The organism is Polaromonas sp. P1_G2, from assembly GCF_056405515.1.
Genome location: NZ_JBFUBY010000579.1, coordinates 1 through 822, shown reverse-complemented (window position 1 = coordinate 822; position 822 = coordinate 1). Strand labels below are relative to the sequence as shown.

General features: G+C 59.7%; 1 pseudogene. It reads right to left on the bottom strand.

The features are described from left to right. Nucleotides 1–822 (bottom strand): annotated as a pseudogene (locus AC1D0P_RS26290) (hypothetical protein); the annotation flags it as partial.

The following is an 822-nucleotide window of genomic DNA, read 5'->3' as shown; positions in this document are numbered from 1 at the left end:
GTTGTTGGTTTCCAGTGTCGTTCCGGGTGTTGTTGTCGATCCGCCATAGTTAGGCAGCGAAGATGTATTCCCTGTGTTGTTCGGCCCTGGCGCGCTCGTTGACGGGAACCAACTCGCTATCGTCGTAACAATGGCAGTGGAGACCCGCTCTGACAGGGCAACGGTAAATGCGCCGTCATCGCTGACCCCTGGATTTTGAGCCTTGACCTCCGCCGCACGGTTCGCGATTTGAGCTAACACGGCCCCGCCGCCGGTAACCGTAGCGAAATAGATCTGGCACCGAATGCTGCGCGCGCAGAGCTCAACGAATTCCACTCCCCCACGACCAATGACTGAACCAGCCGCATTGTTTCCGGCTTCATTGAAGCCTGCGGCTGCACCACTTGTGCCGCCAACCGCGCCGCCAACTGCCGCCCCCGTCAACATGACCAATGCCTGAGTGACTTCCGGTGGTATGGCCAACTGATTGAGCAAAGCAACCGCCTGAGGCGACACCACTGAGCCCGCAGCAGCGCCAGCGGCCCCGCTCACGCCGCCTCCCAACCCGCCGATCAATGCGTGAAGTCCGACCCTGGCGCTGCCACCCTCTCGCCACATGTCCATGGCTTCGGCATCTCCGCGCTTCAATGCGTCGTCATACATGCTGTTGGCATAGGTGCCTACGGCCTTGGGCGCTTCTTTGCCAAAAGCCTGCGTAATCTGCACCTGGGCATCGATCTCTTTCTGCACCCGCTCGGCATCAAAGATTTTTGCAATGCCGGTTTCAGCATCGGTGCTTCTGACAGCCGTGTTACCGGCAATCCCGCTGATACCGCCGCTTGA